This is a genomic window from Methylopila capsulata (genome assembly GCF_016907975.1).
Classification (GTDB): Bacteria; Pseudomonadota; Alphaproteobacteria; order Rhizobiales; family Methylopilaceae; genus Methylopila; species Methylopila capsulata.
This window is the reverse complement of the sequence record NZ_JAFBCY010000004.1, coordinates 80,198-107,152: the sequence shown is the minus strand read 5'-3', so window position 1 is coordinate 107,152 and position 26,955 is coordinate 80,198. Positions and strand designations below refer to the sequence as shown.

At 63.2% G+C, this 26,955-nt stretch carries 21 protein-coding genes, 1 tRNA gene and 1 pseudogene; 15 read left to right on the top strand and 8 right to left on the bottom strand.

Annotated features, from left to right (window positions below; all coding sequences use genetic code 11):
- The first annotated feature begins 351 nt into the window (after window positions 1-351).
- Window positions 352-618, top strand: coding sequence for an SEL1-like repeat protein (locus JOD31_RS16445; protein ID WP_103119954.1), 267 nt, complete (start codon window positions 352-354; stop codon window positions 616-618).
- 122 nt (window positions 619-740) lie between these two features.
- Window positions 741-832 (top strand) — tRNA-Ser (locus JOD31_RS16440).
- Here JOD31_RS16440 and JOD31_RS16435 read toward each other — a convergent pair.
- The 5 genes and pseudogenes from JOD31_RS16435 to JOD31_RS16415 form a co-directional block, all read right to left on the bottom strand.
- Window positions 803-2,452, bottom strand: a pseudogene (locus tag JOD31_RS16435) (recombinase family protein); the annotation flags it as partial. The gene JOD31_RS16440 and the pseudogene JOD31_RS16435 sit on opposite strands and share 30 nt — an antisense overlap.
- Window positions 2,449-2,964, bottom strand: coding sequence for a GNAT family N-acetyltransferase (locus tag JOD31_RS16430; RefSeq protein WP_204951518.1), 516 nt, complete (start codon window positions 2,962-2,964; stop codon window positions 2,449-2,451). The pseudogene JOD31_RS16435 and the gene JOD31_RS16430, both read right to left, overlap by 4 nt.
- Window positions 2,961-3,251 carry a type II toxin-antitoxin system TacA family antitoxin gene (locus JOD31_RS16425; RefSeq protein ID WP_246482556.1) on the bottom strand — a complete coding sequence of 97 codons (291 nt, stop codon included), beginning with the start codon at window positions 3,249-3,251 and terminating at the stop codon, window positions 2,961-2,963. Before JOD31_RS16425 ends, JOD31_RS16430 begins: the two co-directional genes overlap by 4 nt.
- 46 nt (window positions 3,252-3,297) lie before the next feature.
- Entirely contained in the window at window positions 3,298-3,567 is a 270-nt protein-coding gene (locus JOD31_RS16420) for a hypothetical protein (RefSeq protein WP_204951825.1), read from the bottom strand.
- Entirely contained in the window at window positions 3,554-3,775 is a 222-nt protein-coding gene (locus JOD31_RS16415) for a helix-turn-helix transcriptional regulator (protein WP_204951516.1), read from the bottom strand. The genes JOD31_RS16420 and JOD31_RS16415 overlap by 14 nt, the downstream gene beginning before the upstream one ends.
- Before the next feature lie 173 nt (window positions 3,776-3,948).
- Between JOD31_RS16415 and JOD31_RS16410 the strand changes: the two genes are divergently transcribed.
- Complete coding sequence (locus JOD31_RS16410; protein ID WP_204951515.1) at window positions 3,949-4,452, top strand: hypothetical protein; 504 nt, start codon at window positions 3,949-3,951, stop codon at window positions 4,450-4,452.
- Between the two features lie 56 nt (window positions 4,453-4,508).
- Here JOD31_RS16410 and traA read toward each other — a convergent pair whose 3' ends face one another.
- Window positions 4,509-7,547, bottom strand: coding sequence for a Ti-type conjugative transfer relaxase TraA (gene traA / locus JOD31_RS16405; RefSeq protein WP_204951514.1), 3,039 nt, complete (start codon window positions 7,545-7,547; stop codon window positions 4,509-4,511).
- Between the two features lie 180 nt (window positions 7,548-7,727).
- Here traA and JOD31_RS16400 point away from each other — a divergent pair, with 180 nt between their 5' ends.
- The 9 genes from JOD31_RS16400 to JOD31_RS16360 all read left to right on the top strand — a co-directional run bounded on the left by JOD31_RS16400 (window position 7,728) and on the right by JOD31_RS16360 (window position 17,946).
- Complete coding sequence (locus tag JOD31_RS16400; RefSeq protein WP_204951513.1) at window positions 7,728-8,054, top strand: conjugal transfer protein TraD; 327 nt, start codon at window positions 7,728-7,730, stop codon at window positions 8,052-8,054.
- A 1-nt stretch (window position 8,055) separates the two neighbouring features.
- Complete coding sequence (locus JOD31_RS16395; protein ID WP_204951512.1) at window positions 8,056-8,322, top strand: conjugal transfer protein TraD; 267 nt, start codon at window positions 8,056-8,058, stop codon at window positions 8,320-8,322.
- Between the two features lie 199 nt (window positions 8,323-8,521).
- The gene (locus JOD31_RS16390; protein ID WP_204951511.1) at window positions 8,522-8,719 is read left to right on the top strand and encodes a type II toxin-antitoxin system Phd/YefM family antitoxin; all 198 of its coding nucleotides are present in this window, start codon (window positions 8,522-8,524) and stop codon (window positions 8,717-8,719) included.
- 37 nt (window positions 8,720-8,756) lie between these two features.
- Window positions 8,757-10,343, top strand: a complete 1,587-nt coding sequence (locus JOD31_RS16385; protein WP_204951510.1) for a DNA cytosine methyltransferase — start codon at window positions 8,757-8,759, stop codon at window positions 10,341-10,343.
- Window positions 10,343-10,762 carry a very short patch repair endonuclease gene (locus tag JOD31_RS16380; protein ID WP_204951509.1) on the top strand — a complete coding sequence of 140 codons (420 nt, stop codon included), beginning with the start codon at window positions 10,343-10,345 and terminating at the stop codon, window positions 10,760-10,762. The genes JOD31_RS16385 and JOD31_RS16380 overlap by 1 nt, the downstream gene beginning before the upstream one ends.
- On the top strand, window positions 10,762-12,237 hold the full coding sequence (locus JOD31_RS16375; RefSeq protein WP_204951508.1) for an ATP-binding protein: 1,476 nt from the start codon (window positions 10,762-10,764) through the stop codon (window positions 12,235-12,237). The genes JOD31_RS16380 and JOD31_RS16375 overlap by 1 nt, the downstream gene beginning before the upstream one ends.
- On the top strand, window positions 12,234-14,915 hold the full coding sequence (locus JOD31_RS16370; protein WP_204951507.1) for a Z1 domain-containing protein: 2,682 nt from the start codon (window positions 12,234-12,236) through the stop codon (window positions 14,913-14,915). Before JOD31_RS16375 ends, JOD31_RS16370 begins: the two co-directional genes overlap by 4 nt.
- On the top strand, window positions 14,908-15,879 hold the full coding sequence (locus JOD31_RS16365) for a PD-(D/E)XK motif protein (RefSeq protein WP_204951506.1): 972 nt from the start codon (window positions 14,908-14,910) through the stop codon (window positions 15,877-15,879). The genes JOD31_RS16370 and JOD31_RS16365 overlap by 8 nt, the downstream gene beginning before the upstream one ends.
- Entirely contained in the window at window positions 15,880-17,946 is a 2,067-nt protein-coding gene (locus JOD31_RS16360) for an AIPR family protein (RefSeq protein WP_204951505.1), read from the top strand.
- A 114-nt stretch (window positions 17,947-18,060) separates the two neighbouring features.
- Here the strand turns inward: JOD31_RS16360 and JOD31_RS16355 are convergent, their stop codons facing one another.
- Complete coding sequence (locus JOD31_RS16355) at window positions 18,061-19,098, bottom strand: hypothetical protein (RefSeq protein WP_204951504.1); 1,038 nt, start codon at window positions 19,096-19,098, stop codon at window positions 18,061-18,063.
- Between the two features lie 355 nt (window positions 19,099-19,453).
- Here JOD31_RS16355 and JOD31_RS16350 point away from each other — a divergent pair, with 355 nt between their 5' ends.
- Together JOD31_RS16350 and JOD31_RS16345 are read left to right on the top strand one after the other, a co-directional pair.
- Complete coding sequence (locus JOD31_RS16350; protein WP_204951503.1) at window positions 19,454-21,514, top strand: NAD(+) synthase; 2,061 nt, start codon at window positions 19,454-19,456, stop codon at window positions 21,512-21,514.
- A gap of 78 nt (window positions 21,515-21,592) precedes the next feature.
- Window positions 21,593-24,202 (top strand): PAS domain-containing protein, encoded by a 2,610-nt coding sequence (locus JOD31_RS16345; protein ID WP_204951502.1) that lies wholly within the window; start codon window positions 21,593-21,595, stop codon window positions 24,200-24,202.
- Window positions 24,203-24,206: 4 nt separating this feature from the next.
- On the opposite strand, the gene JOD31_RS16340 is transcribed toward JOD31_RS16345, so the two are convergent.
- Entirely contained in the window at window positions 24,207-25,040 is an 834-nt protein-coding gene (locus JOD31_RS16340; RefSeq protein WP_204951501.1) for a L,D-transpeptidase family protein, read from the bottom strand.
- 279 nt (window positions 25,041-25,319) lie between these two features.
- Between JOD31_RS16340 and JOD31_RS19785 the strand changes: the two genes are divergently transcribed.
- Entirely contained in the window at window positions 25,320-26,954 is a 1,635-nt protein-coding gene (locus JOD31_RS19785; protein ID WP_204951500.1) for a sensor domain-containing diguanylate cyclase, read from the top strand.
- The last annotated feature ends 1 nt before the right edge of the window (window position 26,955 follow it).

The window sequence follows — 26,955 nt, the reverse complement described above, 5'->3', positions numbered from 1 at the left end:
CCCTCAGGCGACGCCCAATCGCGCGCCGCGCCAACCCGACCTTATGCTGAGATCCGGCCGGCGACGTCTTCGTCCGTCGTGGTTCACGATCCCTGAAGACGTCGACCTGCACCCTGCGCGTCGGAGGTCAGGATTTGTTCGGCCTTGAGCGCAACTTTCGGTAAACGGCGCTCTAATTTAACGTCCGGTTTTCACTTCATTGAGTTTTGATTTACGTCGACTTTTAATCGCATTGTAGAATTCTGCTGCGACCCTTCGATCAAGCCGGACGCTGCAAAGCAAACCGGAGATCAACGCCAGAGGCGACGGCTCAAAGCTTGGCGCCCGACGACAGGACGAAGGTTCGCAGAGATGGCCCGTTACGAAATCTCCTCGGTGGACTGCGGCGCGCTCGGCGCCGTCGCGACCGGCACGGTGCTCTTCCAGCTTGGTCTGATGTACGCGGTCGGCCGTTCGGTGCCGACCGACCGGGTGGCCGCGCACAAATGGTTCAACCTCGCGGCCCGCGAGGGCGTCGCCGAGGCCGCCCGGCTTCGCAAGGAGCTGGCGCTCGAGATGACCTCCGACGAGGTCGCCGAAGCCCAGCGCGCCGCCCGCGCGTGGCTCGCGCAGGGCTGAGCCGGACCGCCGCCCGCCCCCGCCGGCGGCGCGCCCGGCGACAGGCCCACGCCCGTCTCCGCCCATCCGGCGGCGCAGGCCCGTTGACCCGCCCATCCGACGCGTGTACCCCTCCCTGCGCCGGAGACGTGGCCGAGAGGCTGAAGGCACTCGTTTGCTAAATGAGCAGACCTGGAAACGGGTCTCGAGGGTTCGAATCCCTCCGTCTCCGCCACTTCAGTCCCTGAGTGGGCACTGAGTTTACGCCACTGCCCGCCACCAACGTCTGAAGCAGCCGGGACTTCGATCCCACGATCCGAACCTCGCCTTCTGCGACCTCGACGCGCTGTGCAAGTGCGCGCAGGTGGTCACGGCGATAGCCGCCGCCGTCGAGCCGGATACGCTGACGCGCTGTCGTAGCGAATTTTCGTAACATCTGCGGCGTCACCGCCTTTTGCCCTGAGTTCTGGAGCATGGCCTGCGCCCGGTCAGCATCGGCCTTGGCCTGATCCCGGATCGCCTTGAGGCCGTCGATCCGGTCTTTCAGCGCCGGGTCGTCTAGATCGGCGACACCTGCCTCGATAGCGTCATAGAGGCGCTTGAGGCGCAATTCCGATTCGGTGGAGCGTTTGTTCAATTCGGCGATATGCTCGCGACGGCGCTCGGCATGTTCTTCCCTACGGTCGAGCGCGGCGGCAAGGACGGTTTCCAGCCGCTCGGACCGGAGAAGCTGGTTCTCAAGATGGCTGGCGACCAGATCGTCCAATTTGTCCATCGGCACCGCCATCCCTTCGCAGGCGGTCGGCCCCTGCCGTGCTTTCATGGAGCAGGCGTAATAGCGATAGCGCCCGCCCTTGCCGGTTCGGATGGTCATGGCTCCGCCGCACTTGGCGCAATGGATCAGGCCGGTTAGCATGGTCGGGCCGCTGATGACGCGGGAGGGCATGACCTTGGGATTGCGCGCCTTGAGCAGCTTCTGAACCGAGTCAAAGGTCTCGGGGTCGATGATCGGTGGCACGGGAACGGTGACGATCTCGCTGACCGGCTTCAATTCCTTGGTCTTGGTGCGCTTGTTGAACTCGTGCTCGCCCATGTAGGTGCGGCGGGTGAGGATTCGGTGAACCTGACCGATGCCCCAGCGTCCGCCGTCACGGGTGAAGATGCGGCGGCTGTTGAGGTAAGAGACGATCTTCTTGACGCCCATCTGGCCGGTGGTGCCGTCGCCTTCCAACGCGAGACGATAGATCAGGCGTACCGTGTCGGCGTGGAGCGGATCAATTTCCAGTTTTTTCTTGGTCTTGGCTCCCCGCTGCTCGGCGGCGACGGTGCGATAGCCGATAGGAGGAAGCGAGCCGTTCCAGAAGCCTTGCCTGGCATTCTCTTTCAAGGCCCGGATGACGTGCTTGGCGTTTTCCTTGGACTGGTATTCGTCAAACAGCGCCATGATCTGCCGCATCATGACGTGCATGGGGTCATCCCCCATTTCCTGCGTGATCGAAATCAGCTTCACGCCGTTCTTCGCCAGCTTGCGGACATAGAACTCAAGCTCAAAGTGGTCGCGGAAGAAGCGGCTGAACGAATGGACCACGACGACATCGAAGGGCGCGGGCTTGGACGTTCCGGCCTCGATCATGCGCTGGAACTCGGGGCGGCGATCATTGGTCGCTGATGCGCCGGGTTCGATGAAGGTCTCGGCCAGTTGCAGGCCGCGCGCCTCGCAATAGGCTTCGCCCTGCCGCTTCTGGTCGGGAATCGAGACATCATGCTCGGCCTGCCGCGCCGTCGAGACGCGAAGGTAAAGGGCGGCGCGCTGCGCTACATAAGGCAGAGGCTTGCCCTCGCTCGGAGAGGTCATGGCGTTTCTCCCGACAAAAGGCGCTGCGCCGTCGCAACAGGCAGATACAGCGTATTGGGTCGATCAATGAGCGCCGTGAACCCGAAAGCGGCGTAGAAAGCCGCCGCCTTCTCATCGATGGCGTCGGCGAATATGGCATGAGCGCCTATCGGCGCTTCGGCGATTGTCCTGATGGCATCGAACAATAGCGCCTCCCCGAGTCCAAACCCGGCATAGGAGTTATCGCGCCCGAGCCATCCGATCAGCACCGCCGGGACTGTCGGATAGCGCGGCAACCGGCTCGCCAACGGTTCCGGCACGGCCATGAGCGGCACGTTGCTCGATGAGAGCGTGTAGAAGCCCGCAACCCGGTCGGTCTCAAGGTCGCGGGCGACAAAGCAGGTCGCATATCGGCGCTTGATGTCCTGTGTGACTGCCTCGCGGAAATAGCGGTCTATCCGGTCATTGCCACATGAGAACGTCTTGCGCTGGTGAGCTTTGGCAAGCGGCTCAATCGCAAACCTTGCACTCACCGGGGCGCAATCAGATCAGCATGACGCTTTGCGGCGCGGGCCAAACGGGCGTTGGGCGCGGGCGGATCGATCAGGGCCTTGGCAAAGCGCACCTGATCCTCGGCAGCCAGACGCAGCACGTCGGCTTCCTCGACCGTGCGGCGGGCATCCTCGCCTGCCGTCGCGATAAGATAGCCGGTCAGCGTCATACCGCGCAGCCGTGCGGCGCGCTGCATCTGTTCATAGACATTGACTGGCACTCGCGCTTCGAGGCGGGCCGTTTCGACTTCACTTGCGGGTCTGGACATGGCTGATCTCCTTGTCTTGATTATATACGGCATATTGCCGGATTTATCAAGGATCGGATGAGCCGAACAATTCATCGAACAGGTCGCCGAACCATCGCTCGAACACCTCGATCTCGGCTTCCGTAACCGGAACGGGATCGGGCCAGTCGTCGGTGACGCTCCATGTGCTGAGGTCGTGCTTGGGCGGTCTGCCGGGGAACGGCCACGAATAACCCAAAAGTTCCTCAAGCTGCTCTGACGCCGTGGGTGGCCTGACACGCGGGGAACGGTCTGTGCTGCCTGCGGTGTCATCATCGGCGCGATCAGATGATGTCATCGAAATCGAACTCGCTGCGTTTCCTCCACCCGGCGGGATTGGCGATCCAGCGGTTGATCTCGGATTCATGCCATCCTGCGCCGTTGGCGCTGATCTTGAGTCGCGGCGGGAACGTGCCTTCGGCGATCTTGCGGTAGATAGTTGACTGCGAAAGCCCGGTGCGGGTGAGAACGGTCTTCATGCGGATAATACGGTCTGGTTGACGCATGGCGATACTGCCTCCTGCTGGCTGTTTCTGATTGCTGTTGAGCCAGACAGAAGAAGGAATTGCCTTTGCGCAATAGAGTTTTAGATGTCGTCGTGCTACGGCGAAGAAACGGCGGTAAATAGGACGGACATGAAATCCTGGACCTTACAGGCAAGCACGAAGGATGCGCGGAATTGGGGGAAATCGATTGGGCAGACCGTGCCTTCTATGACGACGGGGAATGGGTGACATGGTCCGAAATCGATGAGCAGTTGCGCTACAAAGAGTGGGGCGCGAAGTATCCGAACGCAAATAGATCGATCATTCCCTATTTTGAAGATTTGATTTCCTTAGCCGAGAGCTTTCATCTCGAAACCGGGCTTCACCTTTCTGTCTATGGCGACATCGGCGAGCTTTTTGGCGCAATCACTTACGGTATCGAACTGAACAAGACCTATGCGCAGGGTTCTGACGGCAGGCTCGGGAACGATCACGTCGAGATCAAGACCATAACCCCGTTCAAGTCAAAAGACGTTGTTGTCGTGGATACAACGCGGCATTTCAGCAAACTGCTCGTGGTCAAGATCAACGAGGAGTTTCAGGTTGCCGGGCGAATGATCGACCGCAAGCTTTTGCCAAAGCGAACTGGCCGGTTCCTGCGCATCCGTTGGGACAATCTGCCGTCCGCGCCAAGATGATAAAAGGCTCAAGGTTATAACCATGCGCGCGGCACCAAGCCCGTCGCTGCCCTTGTCTACAGCCCGATACCTCGGCCTCTGCCGAGGTCGAGACCGTGGGTGAAGGCCAACGCCCGGCTGAGACTGCGGCCTCCCTCGAAATCTCCGCCGATGCCGAGTTGCTGCTTGCGGTTGGCGAGCAGAGATTCAAGCTGCGGATCGCGTTCAAGGCTTTTCGCCATATTGCCCATTTCCGTCCGTGTGGATTTGTATCCGGTCATGTCGCCTGCCTGATATTGCCGCTGGCTGGCCTGATCGAGCTTCTGCCAGCGTTCCACGAAACGGTCGGCGCGAGCGCTGGAAGTGAGCCCCATGTCGGGGCCTCGTCCGGTTCGGATTTCGGCTTCGAGCTGAAGCGCGCGGATTGCGCGGGCGGGACTGCCGGAGCCCGCTTCACGAGCGAGGCTGTTGTCCTTGCTATAGGCGGCTTCCGCATCCTGCCAGCCGTGGGGTCGAACCTCATCAAAGCCGCGCCTTGCCTCGCCAAGCTCGCGCCGCTGTTCGGCGGAAGGCGCAAGACCCTGATGTTTGGCTTCAATGATGGCTTCGGACGCGCGGGCGTGGCGCACAAGCGCGTCCGTGCGGGCCTTGCGCAAAGCCGCCTCCGGGTCTTTCGCCACCGTCCTTTCCATCGCATCCGCTTCGCGCCGGACGAACACGCCGGGGCCTGCCTGTTCGCTTCCCCTTTCCGGCTTCGGCACGACATCTGAGCCAGGTGCGGCCTCTGCGGGCGGGCGCAGACCGTCGAACAGGGCGCCGATCCGGTCGCGCACCTTTTCCGGTACAACCTTGCGCACGATCTCGGCGACACGCTCGCGGAAACTGATGCCGCGCCGTTCGGCATATCTCTGCGCCGGATCGATCCGCTCGTAATCCGACGCCATGTCCTTCGACAGATCCCGCGACAGGGTGCGGGCAAGCCGGTTCTGATCGGCGAAGTCGTCACGGCCATAATGCAGGTCCGTGCCGTCGCGATGCCGCGATAGCGCAACATAGCTGCCGTGAGCATCCATGCCCGGCGTCGCCAGAACATGGGTGCGGTCCACCGTCATGCCCTGCGCCTTGTGGATCGTCGCCGCATAGCCGTGGTCGATGCGGTCGTAGTCCTTCACGTTGAAGGCAACTCTGCGCCCGTCGTCGGTGCGCACGGTCATGCTCTGCGCGCTGACGTGTTCGATGGTGCCGAGCGTGCCGTTCTTCACGCTCAATCCGCGCTCGTTTTGCAGGAACATGACGCGATCTCCGGCGGCGAAGTCGCGCGCGCCGCGCTCGACGGTGACGCACACCTCGTCGCCAAGGTTTCCGGCTTCGCGCATCCGCTCCCGCGCCGCGTCGTTGAGCGCCAGCACCTCGTCCTTGGTGTGGGTGAGGATGATACGGCTGCGATCCGGGGACGCCTGCCGCTCGCGGTCCCAACGCTCGATCAAATCGCCGCGCGCCTGTTCGCGGGATTCGGCGACATGCACCATGCCATGCCTCTCGTAGGCATGGATCGCATGGCCGGTTCTGCCGGTGGCGAGGTGGCGGGTGGCGTCGCGCTGCCAGTCCTCGCGCTGGCGGCGCACCTCGCTGATTTCCACGCCGCCATGACGATCATGGATCGAACGAAACGCCGCGCCCGCTTCGATGGATTGCAACTGCTGCGGATCGCCGGCCAGCACGACCTTCGCGCCGGCCTCGGCCGCATGGGACAACACGCGCTCCAACTGCCGTGTGCCGACCATGCCGGCCTCGTCGATGACCAGCACATCGCGGGAAGTCAGCGTATCGCGGCCGTTCTTCCAGCCATGCTCCATGCTGGCGATGGTGCGCGACGAAATCCCTGATCCACTTTCGAGATTTTCCGCCGCGATGCCGGACAAGGCAGCGCCCCGAACCTCATAGCCTGCCGCCTCCCACGCCTCGCGTGCGACGCCGAGCATGGCGCTCTTTCCCGTTCCGGCATAGCCGACGACCATGCCAAGATCGCGCCCGTCCGTGACATGCGTCAGCGCGTCGGCCTGCTCACCGGACAGGACAAGGCCGCGCTGTTCGGCACGGGCAAGAGCGGCGTCACGATCTGCATCACCAACGGCATGATGTTCGCGCTCGGCCATCAGATCGGCGGCACGATGCAGGCGCTGTTCGGCCTCGATCATGTCGCGGGTGGTGAAGCGGTCCTCGCCGCGTCCGTCCTTGCCGAGTTCGACCAGATCGGGCGCATTCCGCATCGCGCTCGTGACCGCGTTGAACTGATCGATGCCGTCGCTATGCCGATGCGCGAACTTCGCCATGTCGCGGCTGGTGAAGGTCGATTGCTGCTGCGTGATCGCGTCCAGCGCAATGCCCGGATCGGCAATGATCCTGTCGCCGTTGTTGCGCGCGATCTCGCGGTGCATCTCCGCGCGGTCGGCCGCATCGAACCCTTCGCCCTCGATCCGATGAGCGGGCGCGCCGATCTGGCTTTGCGGTTCGAGCGCGATGCCCTGCGCCTCAAGGCTGCGATGATCGATGCGGGCATCTATGTCGAGTTCGGCCAGCCGCTCGTTGACATGCTCGGCCCAGCGTTCGCGCCAGCGCTCGACCATTTCCGTGCGGTTCCAGTCCCGCACCTTCTGCCCGAAACCGTTCTCGTCCACCGAGCGCATGGTGAGCATGACATGCGCATGGGGCTTCGGCATGCCGTCCTCGCCGATATCCCAATGCACGTTCACATCGGCGATCATGCCCTGATCGACAAACTCGGCCTGCGCGAAGTCGCGGGCGAGCGCGATGCCTTGCGTGCGGGTCATCTCGCGCGGAATGGCGAATTCCACCTCGCGGGCAAGCTGCGCGTCCTTGCGGACCTCGCAGGCTTCGACCTCGTTCCAGAGCCGTTCGCGGTCGCCAAGATGCTCCGGCGCGCCCTCAGGCAGCATGACTTCGGAATGGACGACGCCGCGCTTGTGGGAAAAGTCCTGCACACGGTCAATGCGCTCGTCACGCATCCGCGAAGCCGAGCGGTAGGCGGCGGACACCACCGCGCTTGAGCCAGCCTTGCGGCCAATGACCTTGACGTGAAGATGATAGATCGCCATCGCGATCAAGAATTGGCACGGTCAAGCGCACGTCGGAACGACGTATAAGCGCGCCCTCGAAATGAATTTCTCGGGACCACCCGCGCCGCGTCAGGCAGTCCCGGCAACATTACAGCATTCCGCGCCGCGCTCAATTATCTTCATTGCATCGGCAGCAGACGAAGACGATGGAGACGATACATGCGAAAACCACGCGACTACGATTCCGAACTGAAAGCGCTGGAGGACAAGGCGCGGGAACTGAAAGCGCGCAAGGTGCAGCAGCTTGGCGAACTGGTGATCGCCACCGGGGCCGACGCGCTCAGCACCGACGAACTGGCGGGCGCGTTGATCGTGCTGGCGGAAACCACCGAAGCCGGAAGGAAGGAGGCATGGGCCAAGCGCGGCGCGGCGTTCTTTCACGGACGGGCGCGGCGATCTGCACCAGCGCCTGACCGCAACGCTGGCGGGGCTCCGACGCAACCGGGCGGCGCGCAACCGGCATCAGGCGGCGCGGGCGCGGTATGACATGCGCACATGGCAGGTTGAGCGCCGCAAGCGCACAAAACACCTGATCGAACTCGGCGGTCTCGTTGTTAAATCCGGCGTCGTGGACCTAACCGGCGACGACCGCGCCACCATCCTCGGCGCACTGATCTGGATCGCCGACAAACTCAAGAGCGACGACGCTGAACGCGCGCGGGTACTCTGGGCCGGAAAAGGAAAAGAGGCGTTCGAGGTGGAACATTCAGCAGGCGCGCACAACAGACCGCAGTCACGGCAGGATGGGGCGTGACCGATGGCGGGCGGCGCGGAGACCCTACATATCGCAGCGCAGCCTGCCATCGCGCGGCATCGCCGCGCCAATGCGGCATGTGCTCGTCCTGTTTCTCGACGTTGACACGGGCGAAATCACTTCATCGGTCGCCACAACAATGGCATTGCGAGCACGCATGAAATAGCTAAAATGGCTTATCCGCTGTGGGGCTGATCACATGAAAACCATGTCTGCCAAAGATGCCAAAAACAGCTTCGGCCTGTTGTTGGATCAAGCCAGAGCAGAGCCAGTTCAGGTGGAGAAGCATGGTCGGCCAGTTGTGGTCGTCATGAGCGTTGAGGCGTTCGAGAAGCTTTCCAGCGCCCGCGCAAAAGGGAGGCAGGTTTCCGAACGGCAAAGGCCGGAAGAAGGCTGAAGTCAATATGTATGCCGGGGGGCGAACGAGAGCAGAAATGTTGGTACGTGGGCGTGAGCACAGGGGGCAGGCCCAACAGCGGTTTCCGGCTTACAAAGTAGTCGATCTGTTTGCGGGGCCTGGGGGGCTAGGGGAAGGCTTCGCTTCAAGCGTTGACGAGAAAGGGTGTTCTCGTTTCACCAGCGTCGTATCGATTGAGCGGGACGAGTTTTCACATCAGACCCTTCTCCTGCGGCACTTCATCAGGCAGTTCCCGGAAGGCGAAGTGCCTGACGACTATTATGCGTTTCTCGCCGGAGAAATTTTACGCGACCAACTTTACCAGCGCTATCCTGCCGCGCATCGTCATGCGGCATCGTCCGCTCTTCAGATTTCGCTCGGCTCAGAGTCTCATGGGCAGGTGCAGGAGATCATTCGGGGGCGGATCGGTGGAAGCCGTCGATGGGCGCTTGTCGGAGGTCCTCCCTGTCAAGCTTATTCGCTTGTCGGGCGCTCAAGGATGATGGGCCGATCTGATTTTGAGAAGGACGAACGCCACACGCTCTATCTCGAATATCTCAGGATCATTGCCGACCACCGCCCGCCCGTGTTCGTGATGGAGAACGTGAAGGGTCTGCTTTCCGCTACTATCGAAGGCAAATCGGCAATCGCGCGGATTGTACGTGATCTTTCCCGTCCGAATACCGCTATTCCTGACGCTCCGAGCGATCTGACATACAGGCTGTACTCACTGGCCGAAGAGGATATGGCGGACGAGGAAGTGGACCCTCGCCTGTTTGTCGTGCGCGCCGAAGAACACGGCATCCCTCAGGCTCGGCACCGCATGTTCATTGTCGGCATCCGTAGCGACCTGAATGTTCGCCCCGGAGTGCTGAAAAAGATGGCGGCTCCGTCCGTACAGGAGACGATAGGATCGCTTCCATCCATACGTAGCGGTCTATCCAAGGAGAAGGACAGTGCGACGGCCTGGCTGAGTGAACTACGGGCCATATCGAGCATGAATGTTCGCCGTCAGTTGAACGGCGCGACCTACGCAGGCGAGGTCGCCCGGGCTCTCGATTTCCATAATCTGATCGAGGTGAAATCGCCCCGCGCAGTCTCGTCCACGCGATATCCTATGCGCAGGCCCGCGCATGATGTGTTGCGCAGCCTCTACGACGAGCGGCTTTCGGTGCTGACCGCGCACGAAGCGCGCAGTCATATGGCCTCTGATCTCAGGCGATATCTCTACGCCGCGACCTTTGCGCAGAAGACAGGACGTAGCCCCAAGTTGGCGGATTTTCCCGAGGGGCTGCTGCCGGAGCACAGGAATGTCGAGCTTGGCCGCACTGGCAAGATGTTTTCGGATCGCTTCCGGGTGCAACTGTCGGATCACGTCTCCAGCACCATCACGTCCCATATCTCAAAGGATGGACACTATTTCATCCATTACGATCCCGCGCAGTGCCGCAGCCTCACCGTGCGGGAGGCGGCACGTCTTCAGACATTCCCCGACAATTACTTTTTCGCCGGGCCACGCACAGCCCAGTACCATCAGGTCGGAAATGCCGTTCCGCCGCAGCTTGCAAAACAGATTGCGGAAATCGTGGCGCAGGTGCTCGATTCCATCCGAGATGACCGTTGATGGGAGATACGATCACGCGCGAACGGCGAAGCTGGAATATGTCCCGGATAAAGGGGCGAGATACCGGCCCGGAATTGCGGCTGCGTTCGCTGCTGCATCGTGCGGGCTTCAGGTTCAGGCTTCACGCCAAGGAGCTTTCAGGCAAACCTGATATCATCCTACCGAAATACCGTGCGGCGATATTCGTCCACGGATGCTTCTGGCATCGCCATGAAGGGTGTCGTAATGCCACAATGCCTTCGACCAGAACGGAATTCTGGAAGTCCAAATTCGATTCCAATGTAGATAGGGACGAGCGCAACCGGGCCGCCCTCAAGGCGGCGGGATGGACTGTCTTCACGGTATGGGAATGTGAGCTGAAAAGCGATGCGCCCGGCGTGGTGGAAAAACTTTCCTGCGATATCCGTGAGGCGGGCTGATGGCACGAAATATCCCGCTTCCGCCAAGTGCGGCCTGCCTCTCTGCCTCAATGCGCGATCTGGGCTATTCGCTTGAAGCTGCGGTTGCAGACCTTATCGACAACAGCATCTCCGCCGATGCGTCGAAGATCGATATCTTCTGTGAACCGTCAGTTCCGCAGCCCGTCCTCGTCATCCTTGATAACGGGCGTGGCATGGACGCAGCCGAGCTTCTGGTGGCCATGCGGCATGGGGCCGCAAATCCGCGCATGGAGCGATCCCCCAAAGACTTGGGTCGGTTCGGGCTCGGTCTCAAAACCGCCTCTTTCTCTCAATGCCGCTCCCTCACCGTCGTGAGCGCAAAGGATGGCAGCCTGTCAGGGGCTGAATGGAACCTTGACGTTATCGACCAGGCAGATGACTGGATTCTCAGCATTCTCGACGAAGAGGATATCGCGGCTCTACCATACGTGGACCACCTTGGTGTACACGGCACCGCCATCATCTGGCGGGAAATGGATCGCCTGCTGGAGGATGAAACCGGCAACCGCCGGGATGAGATCGTAAATGAGAAGCTGGATGTTCTGGAGAAGCATCTAGCGCTCGTCTTCCACCGTTTTCTGGTCGGTGAAATCCGAGGCCGGGGCCGCATCGCGATCACGGTGAACGGACATCCGGTCGAAGCCTTTGACCCATTCTGCCGCAAAAACACTCATACCAGGCATCTGCCGGAAGAGATTGTGCGGATCGGATCGGCAGCGGTGCATCTGCAACCGTACATCCTTCCACACCATTCGAACCTGACGGCGCGCGAATACGATTTCTATCAGAACCGCAGCGATTTCATCTCCAATCAGGGAGCCTACATCTACCGCAACGGCAGGCTGATGGCGTGGGGTGACTGGTTCCGGCTGATACCGAAGGGGGAAGCGACCAAGCTGGCCCGCGTTCAGATCGACTTTCCGAACAGCCTCGATGAGGCGTGGACCATCGATATCAAGAAGTCGCGATCCCGTCCGCCGCTGCCAGTAAGGGAACGGCTCCGGCAGATTATCGCGCAGGTCTCAGGTGCAAGCACGACCGTTCACCGGGCGCGCGGCCAGAAGCTCTTCCATGAAATTACCGCGCCGCTGTGGGAGCGATATGCCGACAAGACTGGCATCCGGTATGCCCTGAACAGGACGCATCCGCTGGCACAGCGCCTGCACGAGAAACTGGACAGCGAAGGCGTGCGTCACCTCGACCTTCTGCTGGAAGCAGTTTCAGCATCACTGCCCGTTGAGATGATCTACTCGGATTATTCGACGCACCCCCGCGACGTGAGCCAGATGCCGCAGGTCGATGACGTGAAGGATCGCCTTGACGACCTCAGACGCGCTCTGTGGGGTGACAGGCCGGGGAATGCGGATGCATTCAGGGATATTGTCAGATCGACACGACTCTTTGACGATCACGGGGAGATCGTTGAGAATTACATTCAGGGAGGATTCGCTTGAGTACGCAGGGCGATAAGGAGAAGATTGTTCTTGCTGCACTGATCGGCGCATTCGACGATCAGAACGGTCTGCCATCACGCGACGAGATCACGGCCAAGGCTGCCCTCCTCGCGCCGCTGCTCGGTTACTCCGGCGATCTTCAGAACATCATCACTGAAGCCGAGACGGCAATCCCGTCGCGCATGAACGCGGGCGTCTCACTAATCGATGTCGATGCCGCGCACGACGAAGACTGGATTCACAAGCGCGAAATCGACACGACCTATGCAGATGCTTATGGTGGCTATCTGCGCAGCCAGGGCTGGAAGCCCACCGTTGTGAACACCCTCCTCAACGCTGACGGTTCAAAAATTCTCGGCCTGCTCCAGGACCCGACCAGCGAAGGCGAATGGAAGCGCCGTGGCCTCGTCATCGGTCATGTCCAGTCTGGCAAGACTGCCAACTACATGGGCGTGATCGCGAAGGCTGCCGATGCCGGATACAAGTTCATCATCGTCATCGCGGGCATCCACAATAATCTGCGCAAGCAGACCCAGCAGCGCGTCGACGAGGGATTTGTCGGACGCTCCAGCGACCCGGAAAATCGCGTGAACATCGGTGTAGGGCTGGACAGGAGTTACCCGAACCCTGTCACGCTCACGAACATAAACTCCGATTTCAACAAGCAGACCGCGAATGTCAGCGGCGCGCAACTGAACGATTTCAAAAATCCTGTCATCCTTGTCATCAAAAAGAATGTGAAGACGCTCGAAGCTCTGCACATCTGGTTGCGGGAGCTGAACGCGAAAGGACGCGACCGCATTGCCGATGTCCCTATGCTGGTCATTGACGACGAGGCTGACAACGCATCGATCAACACCAACAAGCCGGATATCAATCCGACCGCCACCAATGCGTGGATAAGGAAGATTCTGCGGTTGTTCACCAAGAACTGCTACGTCGGATATACGGCCACGCCGTTCGCCAACATATTCATCGACCCCGACGCTTTCGACAAGGATGCCTACGAAGAGCTGTTCCCGAGCGATTTCATTCACTCGCTGGACGCGCCGACCACATATTTCGGGCCGGACAAGGTTTTCCTGAACGACGAGAGCAGCAGTGCGGTCCTGCGGCAGGTCGAGGACTGCGAGGAATACCTGCCGTTCATTCATAAGAACGGTTTTCCGGTCGCGGAACTCCCACCCAGTCTCTATCGTGCGCTGGATCAGTTCATTGTCGCGCGAGCCATCCGCAACCTCAGAGGTCAGGAGCGGAAACACTGCTCCATGCTGATCAACGTGTCCCGCTTCGTATCCGTTCAGAAGGAAGTGCGGAGCTTCATCGGACTGCGCCTCGACCGGATGCGGGAAGCCGTGAAAGCCAATTACATGATGCCGGAAGCCGCATCATCGAAAAACGAACACATGGCACGCCTGCGCGCCGCGTATGATGCCGAGTTCGCCGCCAACGAATTTGGCGGGAGAAATTACTCTTGGGATGAAGTGAAAACGGCTCTCTGGGGCGTCTTCGAAAGCCTGCGCACCTATGTGGTCAACAGCAAGAGCGACGAGGTTCTCGATTTCGCGAAGTACGAGAAGGATAACATCGGCCTGACCGCCATCGCAATCGGCGGCCTCAGCCTGTCACGTGGCCTGACGATTGAAGGGCTGACAATCAGCTACATGTACCGCAACACGAAGATGTACGACACGCTGATGCAGATGGGACGCTGGTTCGGTTATCGACCGGGCTATGAGGATGTCTGCCGGGTCTGGCTGCCAAACGACTCGATCAACTGGTATAGGCACATTGCACTGGCATCCGAGGAACTGCGTCAGCAGATCACGCGGATGCGTCAGGCCGACATGAGTCCACGGGATTTCGGCCTCTACGTGAAGTCCCACCCCGACAGCCTGATGGTGACTGCCGCCAACAAGATGCGCAGCGGCGAGAAGGTCATTCTGAACCAGAATCTGACTGGCACACTTCAGGAAAGCTGGTTGCTTCCTCTCGATCCTAAGACCAATCAGGACAACGAGGAGATGATCGCGGAATACTGGCGCGACGGTTTTGGCGGCACAGTGGAGCCGACCGAAAAGGGATGGTTTATTCCTGACGTTGATGTCGGGAAAGTCGATGAATTCCTGTTGCGGTTCAAAGCGCATAAATCCGCGAGAAAGCGGAAAGCCGACGCGGTTGAGTACCTGCTCAAGATTGCGCCGAAATTCTCCAAAGCTGATGTTCTGCTTATCTCGAAAGGGCTTGGCGACCCGGCAGCATATCGGCTTGGCGCACAGGACCGGACTGCTGAAAAGGATGCCACGCCTGATAAATGGCAGGTTTCAGGATACCGCGTCGCCAGTCGCGGCGACGAGAAGCTTGGCCTGACAGACGATCAGATTTCCGCCGCGGAGAAGCTGGCGTCTGAGGACACCAAGTCCAAAAAGAAAAAGCCTTCTGACGTTCATTATCGCATGGTCCGTAAAAAGCCGCTGTTGATGATCCATGTTCTGGAGCCGACCGAAAATCCTGCATTCGCAGGTTACAGGGTTCCCGCATGGGGGCTGAGCTTCCCTGACGGCCTATACGGTGCCGACTTCGAGATCGAGGTGATCGCCAACAAGGTCTGGATGGAGGAGATGTACGGCTCGATGGACGACGATCCGGACGCCGACGAGGACTATGACGATGAGTAGGTCCGCGCCGTGGGACGCTATTCCGACACCGGCGGCTGATCTCAATGTTCTCCGCGTCGCGGGAACGACGGGTGTTGCCATCTTCTGGGGCCGCGATGCCGGAGCGCAGTGCCTGCTGATTATAGAGCTGGACGGCGATCACACCGTGCAGTTCCGCCGTGACATGGTCTCCCTGCACGGTATCAGCGTCGATCTCCGAAACGGCGATGGTGTCGGACAGCAGCGGTTTGTTCTCACCCTTGCTCGACATATCGACAGCGATCTGTTCCTTGGCCTTTGTGAAACGCTTATCGGCAACCTTAGAGATGTTGCTGATCCGGCGACGGCACTGGCCGTCGCACTTGCCCATCTGCGGCGCTGGAAAGCGTTTCTGGCCGGGCGCAATGCTCGCCTTCTCTCACCTGGAGAGGTGCGCGGTCTGTTCGGCGAGCTGCACGTTCTGCGGCTTCTCTATCAGGATACTCTGCCTCAGGCCGCTGCGGTCGATGCTTGGTGTGGACCGGACGATTCCCATCAGGACTTCATTTTCGGCAACCGGGCCATCGAGGTGAAATCGCTTTCCGGTCGGGAGCGCAGCACCGTCCGCATTTCGTCCGAGGATCAGTTGGAATCGCTCGCTGATGAGCTGTTTCTCCTGACCCAGCGCCTGAGCAGTCAGCCTGATGCTGGACAGGCATTGTCACTGAACGGCATTGTCGGGCTAATCGACAGCGAGCTGGGGGATGCCGATGCCATAGAGCAGTTCGCCGACAAACTCGCAGGCATGAGCTACGTGCCGCTCGCGGAATACGATGCTCCGCGCTTCATTGTCGGCGGCCTTCAGGGATACCGCGTGACCGATGGGTTTCCCCGCCTGATCCGCTCGGAACTGCCACCCGGCATCACCAAGGTTTCCTACGATATCATGCTGGAGGCGATAACGCCGTTCTCCTGCGATGAAGCCGATATGTTCCGGAGGCCCTGATTGGAAACGACCGCCGAAGAGTTCTTCCATGATTTCCGTCAGGATTTGCTGGCCGGGGCCGAGGCGAACGGCAGCTTCCTGCTGGCCGAGTTCATGGATGTCGTGTCCCGCGAGCTGACAGAGACGGGGTTCACGGAGGGCTTTGAGTTCGCGCACTATCGAGCGCAGCGCGGTATGCGTGTGGACGGATACTGGTTCAACGACGAAGGCGGTCTGAACCTTTTCGTCGCGGATTTCGACAGCCGCACCGAGCTGGCATCACTTACCCGCACCGATGTTGATGCCGCGTTCAAGCGTGCGGTCAATTTCTTCGACGCCAGTCTGCGGAAGAATCTGGCGGCTGATCTGGAAATCACGTCGCCGGAATATGGCCTCGCAAGGCAGATCGCGGACAGGAAATCACTGATCCGGCATCTCAATCTTATTCTCGTTTCCGAGCGTATATTGAGCGACCGGATTCAGGCGCTACCGGATGCCGAGACAGCCGGTATCGCAACGAGCTTTCACATCTGGGATATCTCCCGCCTTCACCGCCAGCGCAGTTCCCGCAGCCACAAAGAGGCGCTGGACCTCGACTTCGAGGCGATGTTCGGAACCGGCATATCCTGCCTTCCCGCCCATCTGGGGACAGATGCCTATCAGTCCTATCTCGTCGTCATGCCGGGACCGATCCTTTCGACAATATACGAGAAGTTCGGCGCGAGGCTGCTGGAGCAGAACGTCCGCACGTTTCTTCAGGCCAGAGCGAAGGTCAACCAAGGTATCCGCACAACCATCATGACTGAGCCGGGTATGTTCTTCGCCTACAACAACGGCATCACGGCCACGGCCCAGGGGGTCGAAACGAAGCGGACCGGCGACGGCCTCCAGATCACTAGGATAACCGACCTTCAGATTGTGAATGGCGGTCAGACCACCGCATCGCTGTTCCACACCCGCAGGAAGGACAAAGCCGACCTCACGCAGATATTCGTGCAGATGAAGCTGTCCGTGATTGACAACGAGGAGAGCGAGAAGGTCGTTCCGCGTATTTCCGAGTACGCCAATACCCAGAACCGGGTTCAGGCTGCGGATTTCTTCTCAAACCATGCGTATCATATCCGTATGGAGGAGTTTTCCCGGCGCCTATGGGCGCCTGCGGGCAAAGGTGCGCAGCGGGAAACCAAGTGGTTTTATGAACGTGCCCGTGGTCAGTATGCGGATGCGCAGGCCAAACTCACCCCTGCCGAGCAGAAGCGGTTCAAGGCGGAAAATCCGAAGCCGCAGATGCTGACCAAGACGGATCTTGCGAAGTTCGAGAACGTCTGGGATGACCATCCGCGATACGTGAACCTTGGAGCCGAAAAGAACTTCGCCCGCTACGCTGCCCGAATCGGCAAGGAATGGGACAAGTCGTCGGACAGCTTCAACGAAGCGTACTTCAAACGCGCCGTTGCGCGAGGAATCATATTCCGTGCGACCGAACGGATTGTGTCAGCGCAGCCGTGGTATAACAACGGTTATCGCGCCAACATCGTCGCCTATACGCTGGCCGTTCTCAGCGAACTGACAAGGCGGCAGGAAAAAAGTCTCGATTTTCAGCGGGTCTGGAATGCGCAGGCGATAAGTCCTGTCCTTGAAAGCACCATCGCGGTTGTGGCTTCCCGCGTGAACGATGACCTCCTGCGCCCGATGCAGGGTATTTCGAACATTTCGGAATGGGCCAAGCGTGAGGCCTGCTGGACGCGGATGCTGGAAAATATGGACGAATTTGCCGACCTTCTGCCGGATGAGTTCGACTGCGAATGTCTGTCCCGCGACGATCATCTGTCTGAAAAGCGGGCTGCCCGGAATACCCAGAAGGTGGATAACGGCATTGAGGCGCAGACGAAGGTCTTCGCGATCCCGGCGGCCAGATGGATCGCTGTGCATGAAACGCTTGCTGCCAAGCGTCTACTGACGCCGAAGGAGATCGGCATATTGAACGTCGCCATGCAGATGCCGATGAAAATTCCAACAGAAAAACAATGCGTCGTCCTGTTGGACACCATCGAGAAAGCGCGTGCAGAAGGTATCAATATCGACTGATGGCTTTGGGCTGTATGGTCTCGATTGCTCAAGGCGGAGGGGCATGGAGGGCTATGGCGAAAACGTAGTGCTCATCACTATCGGTCGCGGCCCGCCACCTTGCCTTTCCTCGTCTTAATCCCCCGTCTTGGGCGCCATAGCGGCGTTGACCAGTTCGATCGCGCGGAGACGCGCGGCGTCGATCCGCTCCTCCTGCTCGCGGGCCTCCTCTTCGGACAGGTCGTCGACGAGATGCGCGCGCCAGTCCTCGGAGAGCGCCGCGGCCGCGACCGCCTTCGCCCTTGCGACCCTATTCTGGCTCATCGCCGCGCTGGAGATCGTCGACGCCGCGTCGCCGTAGCGCTCCGCCAGATCCGCCTCCTTTTTCGCGATCTTGTCGCGCCTCTGCTGCGCGCGGCGTTCGAGCACGCGATCGATCTCGGCCTCGGCGCTCCGCATGGGCCTGCCGGTCTTCGCGGCAGACGCGGCGAGCCGATCCCGCATCTTCTCGACCAGCGTCTCACGATAGGCGGCGGCGCGGTCCGCCGGCGAGCCGACGCGGTCCTCATTCCGGTCCGAGTCGTCGACGTCGACATCGGCACCGGGATAAAACCGCTCGTAGAATTCGGGGAAACGGTCCAGCACGAGCCGTTGATCCTCAGGGGCCATCTCGCGCCTGTGGCGACGCGGCGCGGCGACGTTCTTCTTGCCCCTCGGATCGGTCGCCGCCTGCGCGAACACGGCGTCAAACTGCTCTTCGGGAACAGCGATCCCGAGCTGGCGACAGATCGAGGCGATCGAAAGCCTCGGATCGAAAGCCGTCTGTTCGTAATCGAGGACCAGCGCCCCGGGCATGTCGGCCCAGGCCGACATCATGCCGACGTTGACGGAGAGCCTCTCCAGGGTCGCCGAGACCGCGCCGCGCTGCGCGATCAGATCGTCGCGCCGGCTGAGGCCGAGGGCGTTCTGCTTCTCGGCCACGTCGAGCAGCGAGAGCGCGAGGTCTCTCGGGTCCCGGATCGTGACCTGCGCCTGAGCTCGCCCCTCCATCAGCAGCGGGAGGAGGTAGCGCGTCGGCGAAGCGTGGGTGCGCAGCGCGACGATTCTGTCCCGGGGCACGAAGATCTCGGCGGCGACCAGGATCTCCGGCCTCAAGGCGCCGACGACGTTCAAGCCCCCGATGCGCTGCCTCTCGCCTCTCAGCTCCGCCGGGATCAAGATCTGCGGCTCTCCCGCCGCTTCGAGAACCCCTCTCGTCAAATTGTATGCGAGAGTGGATCCTGATTTTTTCGCTCCGTAGCAGATGTAAAGCATGGCGCACCCTTCCTTCGAACAGTCCGAACGCTAATGGTGACTGAGGCGTCTTGGCTACCCGGATCTTCAAACCCTTCCAGAAGCCACTGCGGACCATGAGTTCACCGAAGCGATCCGACAGGGAGCGTCGACGCTTTGACGCCGTGGGACCGGCGACCTAGGGTCCCGCCACTGCCGCTCCTCCGCTCGAGCGACCGTCGAAAAGGTCTTCCCCATGCCGCCCGCTCGTCCGGACTTTTCCGCGCTTCACGGGCACGGCTTCGTCAGGGTCGGCGTCGCGACGCCAGCGGTCGCGGTGGCGGACCCGGAGCGCAACGCCGCCGCGATCCTGCAGGCGATGACGCGGGCGGCGGACGACGGCGTCGATCTGCTGATCTTCCCGGAGCTCGCGCTGTCGGGCTACGCCATCGACGACCTGCTGCTGCAGGACGCCCTCCTCGTCGGCGTCGAGCGCGCGCTGGAGGATCTCGCGGCGCGGACGCAGGCGCTCGCCACCGTGGCGCTGATCGGCGCGCCGCTCCGGCGCAACGGGCGCGTCTACAACTGCGCGGTGGCGCTCGCGCGCGGCAAGATCCTGGGCGTCGTGCCGAAGACCTTCCTGCCGAACTATCGCGAGTATTACGAGAAGCGCTGGTTCGCGTCCGGCGCCGGGCTCGCCAGCCTGGAGATTGACGTCGCCGGGCAGACCGCGCCGTTCGGGACGGACCTGATCTTCGCGGCGGACGACCTCGCCGACTTCACCTTCCACGTCGAGATCTGCGAGGATTATTGGGCGCCGACGCCGCCGTCGACGCAAGGGGCGCTCGCCGGGGCGCTGATCCTGTGCAACCTCTCGGCCTCCAACATCGTGATCGGCAAGGCGGAGGACCGGTCGCTGCTGTCCGCCTCGCAGTCCATGCGCTGCGTCGCGGCCTACGCCTATTCGGCGGCGGGAGCCGGCGAGAGCACGACCGACCTCGCCTGGGACGGTCAGGGCTCGATCCACGAGCTCGGCGAGCTGCTCGCCCAGTCCGAGCGCTTCGCGCGCGAGCCGCAGCTGATCGTGGCCGACGTGGACGTGCAGCGGCTGCGGCTCGAGCGGGCGCGGTTCGGCACGTTCAACGACGCCGCCGCGCTCGCCGGCCATCCGGAGACCGGGTTCCGCGCCGTGGGGTTTCGCCACCAGCCGAGCTACGCCGACCTGGGGCTGAAGCGCCCGCTACGGCGGTTCCCCTATGTGCCGGACGTCCCCGCCCGGCTCGACCAGGACTGCTACGAGGCCTTCAACATCCAGGTCCACGGCCTCGTCCGCCGGTTCGAGGCGACGCGCGCGCGGACGATGGTGATCGGCGTCTCCGGCGGCCTCGACTCCACGCAGGCGCTGATCGTGGCGGCCAAGGCCTGCGATCTGATGGGCCTGCCCCGGACGGCGATCCTGGGCTTCACCATGCCGGGCTTCGCCACCGGCGAGGAGACCCGCGCCAACGCCTGGAGCCTGATGCGCGCGCTCGGCGTCGCCGCGGAAGAGATCGACATCCGCCCGGCCGCGAGGCAGATGCTGGCCGACATGGACCATCCCTTCGCCCGCGGCGAGCCGGTCTACGACATCGCGTTCGAGAACGTGCAGGCGGGCCTGCGGACCGATTACCTGTTCCGGCTCGCAAACCAGCGCAACGGCTTCGTGGTGGGCACCGGCGACCTGTCGGAGCTCGCGCTGGGGTGGTGCACCTACGGCGTCGGCGACCACATGAGCCACTACGCGGTCAACGCCGGGCTGCCGAAGACGCTGATCCAGCACCTGATCCGCTGGACGGTGCGCACCGGCGAGTTCCGCGGCGCCGCGGCCGAGGTGCTCGAGGCGATCCTCGGCACCGAGATTTCGCCGGAGCTGGTGCCGGCGGACGCCTCGGGCGCGATCCAGAGCACGCAGTCCAAGATCGGCCCCTACGAGCTGCACGACTTCTTCCTGTTTCACATCCTGCGCTACGGACTGCCGCCGTCGAAGGTGGCGTTCCTCGCCTGGCGCGCCTGGGCCGAGCGCGAAGCCGGCGCCTGGCCGGCGGGCTTTCCGGAAGAGGAGCGGCGCGCCTACGACCTGCCGACGATCGTCCGGTGGCTGGAGGCCTTCATCACGCGCTTCTTCGCGACCAGCCAGTTCAAGCGCAGCGCGATGCCGAACGGCCCCAAGATCTCGCCCGGCGGGGCGCTCTCGCCGCGCGGCGACTGGCGCGCGCCCTCCGACGGGCTCCCGGACGCCTGGCTGAAGGAGCTGCGCGACGCATTGCCCCCGCGGTGACGCGCAGCCCGTGACTTTCGGGCGTGTCCCCCTAGTTTGCGATCGCCGCCTCCTCTGCGTTGAAGACCGCGTTTCCCGATGACTGATGGCTCCTTCGCTTCCGATCCTCTCCGCGGCTTCTCCGGCGAGGTCGCGACCCTGCTCACGGGCATGGATCTCGCGGGGACGCCGCTCGGCGATCCTCAGGCATGGCCGCAGAGCCTTCGGACCACGGTGGGCCTCATGCTCGCGGCGCGCGCGCAGATCGTGCTGTTCTGGGGTCCCGACCATCTCGCGCTGTACAACGACGCCTACGCCCCGACGATCGGCGACAAGCACCCGCGGGCCCTCTGCCGCCCCGCGCGCGAAAACTGGAGCGAGCTCTGGGACGACCTCGAGCCCCTGTTGCGCGGCGTGTGGGAAACCGGCGAGACCTGTTACGCCAAGGATCGCCCGTTCTACATCGAGCGCGGCGAGCGCCCTGAGACCGTCTGGTTCGACATCTCCTACCAGGCCGTGCGCGACGAGGCGGGCGCCGTCGCGGGCATCCTCTGCATCGTCAGCGAGCAGACCAAGCGCGTGCTCACCGAGATGCGCCTCAACTTCATGGTCGAGCTGTCGGATCGCCTGCGCGCCCACTCCGACCCGGTCAGCGTCAAGCGGTCCGCGGCCGAGCTGGTCGGCCGCAAGCTGGGCGGCGGCCGGGCGGGCTACGCCGAGATCGTCGACGAGGCGCGGGCCTTCGTCATCGACGAGGACTGGACGGACGGCGTCATGGCGAGCCTCGCGGGCCGCCACGACCTGTCGGCCTTCGGCGGGCCGCTGCTCGACCGGCTGCGGTCAGGCGCCGTCATCCGCATCGACGACGTCGCCGCGGACACGGTCGCGCAGGGCGCCCAGGAGGCCTTCGCCCGCCTGGGCGCTCCAGGGATGATCGCCGTTCCGCTGGTCAAGGACGGCGCCCCCCGCGCCGTGTTCTATCTCCACGCTGCGGCGCCGCGGCTCTGGACCGACCACGAGGTCGAGATCGTCGCAGGCGCGGCGGAGCGCACCTGGGCGGCGGTCGAGCAGGCGCGCGCCGAACAGCTCGTCGTCGCGAGCGAGGCGCGCTTCCAGGCCATCGCCAACTCGATCGACCAGATGATCTGGTCGACCCAGGCCGACGGCTATCACGACTACTTCAACGACCGCTGGTACGAATTCACCGGCGTGCCCTACGGCTCCACCGACGGCGCGGCGTGGAACGGCATGTTCCATCCCGAGGATCAGGAGCGCGCCTGGTCCACCTGGCGGCGCTCGCTCGAGACGGGCGCGCCCTACCACATCGAGTATCGGCTGCGGCATCGGTCCGGCCAGTACCGCTGGGTCATCGGCCGCGCGCAGTGCGTGCGCGACGCGGCCGGCGCGATCGTCCGCTGGTACGGCACCTGCACCGACATCCATGATCTGAAGACCGCCGAGGCGGCTCTGCGCGAATTGAACGAGACGCTCGAGGCGCGCGTCGCCTCCGCGATCGCCGAACGCCGGACCGCGGAGGACGCGCTGCGGCAGGCGCAGAAGATGGAGTCGCTCGGCCAGCTCACGGGCGGCGTCGCCCACGACTTCAACAATCTGCTGCAGGTCGTCGTGGGCAATCTCGAGATCCTGCGGCGCAATCTGCCGGAGGAGTCCGGGCGGCTGCGCCGCGCGGCGGAGAACGCCACCACCGGCGCGAACCGCGCGGCGACGCTGACGCAGCGGCTCCTCGCCTTTTCACGCCGGCAGCCGCTCGCGCCCCAGCCCATCGACGCCAATCGGCTGGTCACCGGCATGGCCGAGCTGCTCGCCCGAACGCTCGGCGAGACCATCCATCTCGAGACCGTCCAGGGCGCCGGCGTGTGGCGCGTCGAGGCCGACCCCAACCAGCTCGAAGCGGCGATTCTCAACCTCGCGGTCAACGCCCGCGACGCGATGCCAAGCGGGGGCAAGCTCACGATCGAGACCTCGAACACCCACCTGGACAAGAGCTATGCGGCGGAACACGCCGAAGTGCCCGTGGGCCAGTACGTCGTCGTGAGCGTGTCCGACAACGGGTCGGGCATGACGAAGGAGACCCTCGCCAAAGCCTTCGAGCCGTTCTTCACCACCAAGGAGGTGGGCAAAGGCACCGGGCTCGGGCTTTCGATGGTCTACGGCTTCGTGAAGCAGTCCGGCGGGCATGTGAAGATCTATTCGGAGATCGACGAAGGCACGACCGTGAAGATCTACCTCCCGCGCCTGATGGGCGAGACTCCGGAGGAGACCGCCGCGGCCGAAGCCATCGTGCCCGAGGGCTCGCGCGCGGAGACGGTGCTCGTGGTCGAGGACGACGACGACGTGCGCATGTACTCGGTCGAAGTGCTGCGCGAACTCGGCTACCGCGTGCTCGAAGCCTACGACGGCGCGTCGGCGCTGCGACTGCTGGAGCGCCCGGAGAGCCGCGTGGACCTTCTGTTCACCGACGTCGTGCTCCCGGGCGGCATGAACGGCGAGCAGATCGCGAAGCGCGCCCGCGTTCTCCGGCCGGACCTGAAAGTGCTGTTCACCACCGGCTACGCCCGCAACGCGATCGTGCACCACGGGCGGCTGGACGTCGGCGTGGAGCTGATCACCAAGCCGTTCACCTACGCCGATCTGGCCGCCCGGATCCGCGACGTCCTGGACGCGCCGCCGAAGCCGCCGCGCGGCTGAGATCTCAGCGCGGCTCGTAGTAGTTCGGCTCCGCCGCATAGGACCGGTCGGCGGCGTAAGACCGGTCGGTGGCGAGGCTCGCCTGGGCCTCGCAGGCGTAGGGGTCGAGGGCGCGGCCGGCGGGCGCGAACACGTAGCGGCCGGGACAGGCGCCGACGCGCGGCGGACGGCCGGTCGCCGCGAACATGTCGTGGCCCTGCTTCAGCATGACCCAGAACGGCATGTTCGGGTTGTCCGCGTGCCGGATCATGTTGCTCTCGGTCATGCGGAACGGAAACGCCTGGATCGGCACGCTGGTCTGGCCGCTCAGCAGCGCCTCGCGGACGAGCCCGTAGATCTCTTCCATGTTTTTGTGGGTCATGGCGTAGCAGCCGACCGACTTGCAGCCGCCGTGGACCATCAGATGGCTGCCGGTGCGGCCGAGCGAGCGATCGAAGGCGTTGGGAAAGCCGACGTCGAAGGCGAGATGGTTGCGGGAGAACGGATTCAGGCTCTTCGCCGAGATCTCGTAGAAGCCCTCGGGCGCCTGGCGGTCGCCTTCGCGGATCTTCGGGCCCAGCTGCCCCGAGAATTTGCAGATCTCGTAAGACCGTAGAAGGCCGTAGTGGCCCGCCCTCTCCTGCTTCCAGACCTCGAGGACGCCCTCCTCCTTGAACACCCGGATCAGGATCGGCGCCTGCCGCGGCATGTCGCGGTCCTTCATCAGGCTGACCGTGGCGTAGGAGACCGAGCCGGTCTTCACGCGGCGCGCGCGATCGGAGGAGCAGCCGGCGATCGCGAGGGCGAGCCCCGCGAGCATCAGGAGGACGAGCGGATTGCGGCGCGACGAGGCGGCCATGACAAGCTCCGTGCTACGCGGCCGCACAGTGCGGCCAACGGAGAGACGCGCCGCGGACACTACACGCCAACGGCATTTTCCGACCTGAACGCAGGCCGAAAACCAAGCCTGAAGCTTTCCTACAAACTTTAACGAACCGTGAAACGTGCCGCCACGGGGGGCGGCGCGGCGCTTCCGCTTCTCATCTGTGCGCTAAAGATGGCAATCTATAGGCGAGAAAGCTCCGCCGCGCGTCTTCACCGACAGGCTACGAAAGGCTTCTCAGTGCGATTGCGATCCGTGCTCTCCGTCTTCGGTATTCGCTCGCGGCTGGTCGTCCTGGTCATCGGCGCCGTGCTGCCGCTGCTCGCCCTGCTCGTTATCGGAGCGATCGACGACCGCCGGATCGCCATCGAGCGCGCGACCGACGACGTTCGGGCCGAAGCCCGCATCGTCGCGGAGCGTCAGTCCCACATCTTCGATGACGCGGTCGTTCTGCTGTCGACGCTGTCGAGCCTGGCGGAGATCGACGCCTCGGGCTCCGCAGGGTGCAGGAGGCTGGTCGCCCGCGTGGCGGACCGCAACCGGCAGTTCATGACCATCGGAGTGGTCGACCAGGCCGGCGACGTCGTCTGCCACAGCCGTCTCGACGCCCGCGTCCGCTTCACCGATCTCGACCTGCTCCGCCATGTGCTCGCGGCGCGTCCCGGCGACAGGATGATTGGACGGCTTGTGCTCGGCAAGGTGACCGGGCGTCCCACCATCGCGGTGGCCACGCCGACCACAACGGACGGCGCGACTGTGGACGGCATGCTGTTCGCCTCGATCAACCTGAGCGCCATGAGCGATCTCGCGGACGCGGCGGACCGGGACGGCGAGCGCAGCGTGGCCGTCGTCGACGCGCGGGACGGCAAGGTCGTCGCCGGGTCCGGAACGCTTCGGCAACTGGTCAACACCTCGATCGAAGGGCATCCGCTGCTGATGGCCCTCGTCGAGGCCCGCTACGAGGGCTCGGCGGAGGTCCGGGGGCTCAACGGCGCCGACGAGATCGTCGGCTTCGCTCCCGTGCGGATCGGCGGACTGTCCCGCCTGGTGATCGTCATCGGCGAGCCTCGCGACGCGATGCTGAAAGACGCCGCCGCCATCGCCGCAAGCCGTCTCGTCATCGCGATCTTCGTCGCCGCGGCCGCGCTGCTCGCGGCCTGGCTCCTCGGCTATTGGGCGCTCGCGCGCCCCATCCGGCTGCTGACCAGCACCGCCGAGCAGATCGGCGCCGGCGACCTCACGGCCCGGACCGAGATCGGCATGATGCAGCCGGCCGAAATCCGCGTGCTGGGCGCGACGCTCAACACGACCGCCGAGCGGCTCTCGGCCGCGAAGCTGCGCCTCCAGTCGCTCGCCGACGAGGACGGGCTGACAGGGCTCGCCAACCGCCGCCGGTTCGACGCCGAGATGAAGGCAGCCTGCGCCCAGGCGGAACGGGACGGCGCCGCGCTGTCGATCCTGCTGATCGACGTCGATCATTTCAAAGCGTTCAACGACAACTTCGGCCATCTCGCGGGCGACGACGCGCTCCGGCGGATCGGAGCTGCAATCCGCGCCTGCGCCAATCGACCCGGCGACGTCGCCGCGCGCTATGGCGGGGAGGAGTTCGCGGTGATCCTGCCGAACACCGGCGAAGATGGCGCGGCGTCGGTCGCCGCCCGCATCCTCTCGAGCGTACGGGACCTCAGGATCGCCCACGGCGGGACGCCCGGCGGGGCGGCGACGGTCAGCGTCGGCAGCGTCTCGTCCTCGCCGAAGAGGCGGGGCGCGCTGACGCCCGAGATGTTCGTGCGCACCGCGGACCAGGCGCTCTACGCCGCCAAGAGCGCAGGCCGGAACCAGCACGCCGTCGGTCAGGGGCCCGGCCTCGCCATGGCGCCACGCGCCTGAA

Coding starts and splice junctions, on each gene's coding strand:
- JOD31_RS16340 (WP_204951501.1), bottom strand. CDS start 25,040: ATGGCCGCCTCGTCGCGCCGCAATCCGCTCGTCCTCCTGATGCTCGCG.
- JOD31_RS16425 (WP_246482556.1), bottom strand. CDS start 3,251: ATGTCCAGACCCGCAAGTGAAGTCGAAACGGCCCGCCTCGAAGCGCGA.
- JOD31_RS16445 (WP_103119954.1), top strand. CDS start 352: ATGGCCCGTTACGAAATCTCCTCGGTGGACTGCGGCGCGCTCGGCGCC.
- JOD31_RS16365 (WP_204951506.1), top strand. CDS start 14,908: ATGAGTAGGTCCGCGCCGTGGGACGCTATTCCGACACCGGCGGCTGAT.
- JOD31_RS16385 (WP_204951510.1), top strand. CDS start 8,757: ATGTTGGTACGTGGGCGTGAGCACAGGGGGCAGGCCCAACAGCGGTTT.
- JOD31_RS16350 (WP_204951503.1), top strand. CDS start 19,454: ATGCCGCCCGCTCGTCCGGACTTTTCCGCGCTTCACGGGCACGGCTTC.
- JOD31_RS16345 (WP_204951502.1), top strand. CDS start 21,593: ATGACTGATGGCTCCTTCGCTTCCGATCCTCTCCGCGGCTTCTCCGGC.
- JOD31_RS16390 (WP_204951511.1), top strand. CDS start 8,522: ATGAAAACCATGTCTGCCAAAGATGCCAAAAACAGCTTCGGCCTGTTG.
- JOD31_RS16415 (WP_204951516.1), bottom strand. CDS start 3,775: ATGCGTCAACCAGACCGTATTATCCGCATGAAGACCGTTCTCACCCGC.
- JOD31_RS16375 (WP_204951508.1), top strand. CDS start 10,762: ATGGCACGAAATATCCCGCTTCCGCCAAGTGCGGCCTGCCTCTCTGCC.
- JOD31_RS16400 (WP_204951513.1), top strand. CDS start 7,728: ATGCGAAAACCACGCGACTACGATTCCGAACTGAAAGCGCTGGAGGAC.
- JOD31_RS16380 (WP_204951509.1), top strand. CDS start 10,343: ATGGGAGATACGATCACGCGCGAACGGCGAAGCTGGAATATGTCCCGG.
- JOD31_RS16420 (WP_204951825.1), bottom strand. CDS start 3,567: ATGACATCATCTGATCGCGCCGATGATGACACCGCAGGCAGCACAGAC.
- traA (WP_204951514.1), bottom strand. CDS start 7,547: ATGGCGATCTATCATCTTCACGTCAAGGTCATTGGCCGCAAGGCTGGC.
- JOD31_RS16395 (WP_204951512.1), top strand. CDS start 8,056: ATGCGCACATGGCAGGTTGAGCGCCGCAAGCGCACAAAACACCTGATC.